The sequence below is a fragment of the Dolichospermum sp. LEGE 00246 genome (assembly GCF_015207865.1).
Lineage (GTDB): Bacteria > Cyanobacteriota > Cyanobacteriia > Cyanobacteriales > Nostocaceae > Dolichospermum > Dolichospermum heterosporum.
This window is the reverse complement of record NZ_JADEWA010000509.1, coordinates 1-3,761: the sequence shown is the minus strand read 5'-3', so window position 1 is coordinate 3,761 and position 3,761 is coordinate 1. Positions and strand designations below refer to the sequence as shown.

Sequence of the window (3,761 nt, the reverse complement as noted above, 5' to 3'; positions counted from 1 at the left end):
CCCTGCTCCCTGCTCCCTGCCCCTTGCCCCCTGCCTCCTGCATGAATGTATAACTTAAAGGTTCAAAATCTCTTTTTGTAACTGCTGCAACTCAAGTAATTTGTAAACTACTTAATTTGATGCAGAATTTCTGAGTGAATGCCCATATCCTTGATGTAAGGAGAGAGAAATTCATCGGCAGTCATGGACATAGAATTCACAGCTATCGCTTGATTAGGGATATCTTTACCAGCAATTAGCTGTTCTTGCATCCAACTATCAAAAGCTTCCTGTGTCTCCACAACTACTTGGCTTTTCATTACCCCGTGATATGGACCACACAATTCAGCGCAAATTAGGTCATAATCGCCCGCTTTTCTGGGTGTAAATCGCAAATGGGTTTGTCTACCAGGAATAGCATCTTGTTTAACCCGAAATTCAGGAATCCAAAAAGCGTGGATGACATCGTTAGCTGTCATGTTGATTTCCACAGTTTTGCCAATGGGTAAATGCAGTTCACCCGTTGTTACGTCCGTGTCTGGATAGTTGAATAACCAAGCATATTGGATTCCAGTGACGTTAATGGTTAATCCTGACGGGTTTTTAACTTCATCAGAATTTGTCTTTAACTGTGATACTTGTACAGTCGCAGCCATTGCCGTTCCCGGCATATTCATGGCATCTTCCATCATCGGGGCAGCATGAGCCGAATGGGGATCAAATCCGCCCATGTTGTTATACACATCAAAACTGTAGAGAGAAATACCGACAACGATAATTGCGGGGATCGCTGTCCACAGTATCTCTAGAGGTACATTACCTTCAATGGCTGGTCCATCTTCATTGTCTCCAGCCCGACGACGATATCTAATAACAGCGTAAATTAAAACACCTTCAACAATCAAAAATATGCCTGTAGAAACAGTCATCATGGTGTTGAATAGACCATCTACCAAAGGGGCTTCGTCGGAGGCCGCTACAGGTAACAGACCGTGATTTTGACCGTACCAGAGACTGGCAAGTGTGAGGACAATGCCAATGAGTAATGTCCAGATTGCATTTGGAATTTTCACGGCTGATTTGGTGATTAATTGACTATTTTATCTTAATACCTTCGATTCGTAGGTTGGGTTAAGCGACAGCACAACCCAACAAAGCAAAAAATGGTAAAGGCATTTTTATTTGTAAGTTACTTCATTTTTTAGAGTAACTCTACTTACTAAGGTAGTGCAGGGAATCAGATATAGTGTCCGCTGGTCTGAAATCTTTATTAATTTTTTCGATTAAGAACACAATTTTGAGTAAAAGGGAGATAAGTTGTCTTGCCCAGGTTAGATGACAATTAGGCAAAAATTTTCAGAAATTTCCATTAATTCCCATTGGTTAATTATTTCCATCTGCAAAACAGCACGAAATCTTACAGCGAAAACTAGCTAAAGTGATCCAAAGTATAGGGGAAGGCTGATTTCCATATTCTGACCTATACGTTAGGGTGAATATGAGTTGGCACTAAATCAAAATAGAAAATTCTCAATTTCCAGCACAAGCGGTCCGAAGGTATTGTTAATGAACGAATTTGTCCTAGAACAACAAAATAAAGCGGCAATAGTAGCACAACAGCCCCAGGAGATGATTCGTCGCTTGGTGTGGAAAATATGCGTAGCCACCTTGATTTTGATGGCTATAGGCAGTGCTACCCGCGTCATGAATGCTGGACTTGCTTGCCCTGACTGGCCTTTGTGCTATGGGGAATTAGTTCCAGCTAAACAAATGAATCTCCAAGTGTTTTTGGAGTGGTTTCATCGCCTTGATGCAGCTTTAATTGGCTTTAGTGCGATCGCCCTTTGTGGTTTATCCTGGTGGCATCGTCAATATTTACCCAAGTGGCTACCTTGGGCATCCACATTTGCCCTGTTTTTAATCGTCTTCCAGGGGATTTTGGGAGGACTGACTGTAACTGAATTATTGCGGTTTGATATCGTTACCGCCCATTTAGGAACAGCACTACTATTTTTCACCACTTTGTTAATTATCGGTACAAGTTTGATCCCCTATCAAGGCACGGGAACAGTAGGAAAGTTGCCCTGGGTGGGTTTAACTGCTGCTGTTTGTGTCTACTTGCAAAGTTTACTGGGTGCTTTAGTAGGTTCGCGTTGGGCTTTACACCAATGTTTGGCAGGAGAACTGCTTTGTGATGTCATGTACAGCCATATTTTTGGCTTAGTACCGCCAACTATCGCTACTTTAGCAGTTGTTTTCATTTCTTGGCGGACACCGGCACTGCACCCGACTTTGCGAAAACTGGCAAATATGGCTGGTGGTTTGTTGATTTTACAACTCCTCTTGGGTGTGGCTACCTTACGCCTACATTTACAAGTTGAACCTCTCACTGTTTCTCACCAAGCTATCGGTGCGACTTTACTGGGGACTTTGGTAGTATTTACAGTCTTATCATTACGGGATGGTTTACTTCCTCAGTCACCAAACTTACAGCAGATTGCAGATCAATAAAGTACAGAATCTAAATTCAAAACCAGTTTTACTCGTGACTCGGTGACTCCTGCTGTAACTCATGGCGTAAATCCATAAAATCTCATTTCTCTGTCCTCACAGCCAGCGGTTTGCTGACCAGTTCTTGAAAAATAAGGAAAAAGACCCAACATGATTGAGACTAATGTCTCTCGTCGTCAACACGACACATTTCTCCAAGTCGTTCAAAGTTACTACCAGCTAACCAAACCCCGGATTATTCCCCTGCTGTTAATTACTACTGCTGGGAGTATGTGGATAGCCGCCAAAGGTGAGGTAGATCCCTGGTTGTTAATTATCACGATGATTGGTGGGACTTTAGCAGCAGCCAGTGCCCAAACTATTAACTGTATCTATGATCGAGATATAGATTATGATATGGAACGCACGCGCCACCGTCCTATGCCGTCTGGGAAGATACAACCCCGGGATGCTTTAATTTTTGCGATCGCCCTAGCTGTACTTTCTTTTACTCTTCTCACAGTTTTTGCCAATCTTCTAGCAGCATTTTTAGCCTTCTCTGGCATCATCTTTTATGTTTTAGTCTATACTCACTGGCTCAAACGTCATAGCACCCAAAATATCGTCATTGGTGGTGCAGCAGGGGCAATTCCCGCTCTAGTAGGTTGGGCAGCAGTAACAGATACTTTAAGCTGGGCGGCTTGGCTAATTTTTGCCATTGTCTTTTTGTGGACACCCCCCCATTTCTGGGCTTTGGCGCTCATGATTCGTGATGATTACGCCAAGGTAGGCATCCCCATGTTACCTGTAGTTGCAGGCAATGAAGCCACCGTAAGGCAAATTTGGTTTTATACGGTAATTACTGTCACAGCGACTATTTTACTGTTTTATCCCTTACACGCCAGTGGCATTGTCTATGCTGTTATTGCCTTGACTTTAGGGGGAGTATTTGTCCATAAATCTTGGCGTTTGTTGCAAAATCCCGAAGATAAAACCATCGCCCGCGAGTTATTTTTGTATTCCATTTCCTACATGATGCTGTTGTGTTTGGCAATGGTGGTAGATAGTTTACCCATTACTCATCATTTAGTGAGTACAGTGCTTCATCAAATGCGCTTGTAGTCATGCTCAGGATATAGATCCCCGACTTCTTCGAGAAGTCGGGGATCTATTAATTCATGACATAATTTTCACAAATAATTTTTGACATAACTACCGCTTTGACAATTTACAACAAAACTTAAAAAAATTAGCTCTACTGTCAACCATATTTATGAAGATAAGATAGATTT

At 42.3% G+C, this 3,761-nt stretch carries 3 protein-coding genes; 2 read left to right on the top strand and 1 reads right to left on the bottom strand.

The window, feature by feature from the left end; genetic code table 11:
• Positions 1–107: 107 nt before the first annotated feature.
• The gene (locus IQ228_RS23065) at positions 108–1,052 is read right to left on the bottom strand and encodes a cytochrome c oxidase subunit II (RefSeq protein ID WP_027404749.1); all 945 of its coding nucleotides are present in this window, start codon (positions 1,050–1,052) and stop codon (positions 108–110) included.
• A gap of 493 nt (positions 1,053–1,545) precedes the next feature.
• Here IQ228_RS23065 and IQ228_RS23060 point away from each other — a divergent pair, with 493 nt between their 5' ends.
• Both IQ228_RS23060 and IQ228_RS23055 read left to right on the top strand, forming a co-directional pair.
• On the top strand, positions 1,546–2,490 hold the full coding sequence (locus IQ228_RS23060; protein ID WP_193964560.1) for a heme A synthase: 945 nt from the start codon (positions 1,546–1,548) through the stop codon (positions 2,488–2,490).
• 150 nt (positions 2,491–2,640) lie between these two features.
• On the top strand, positions 2,641–3,591 hold the full coding sequence (locus IQ228_RS23055) for a heme o synthase (protein ID WP_027404747.1): 951 nt from the start codon (positions 2,641–2,643) through the stop codon (positions 3,589–3,591).
• Positions 3,592–3,761 lie beyond the last annotated feature (170 nt).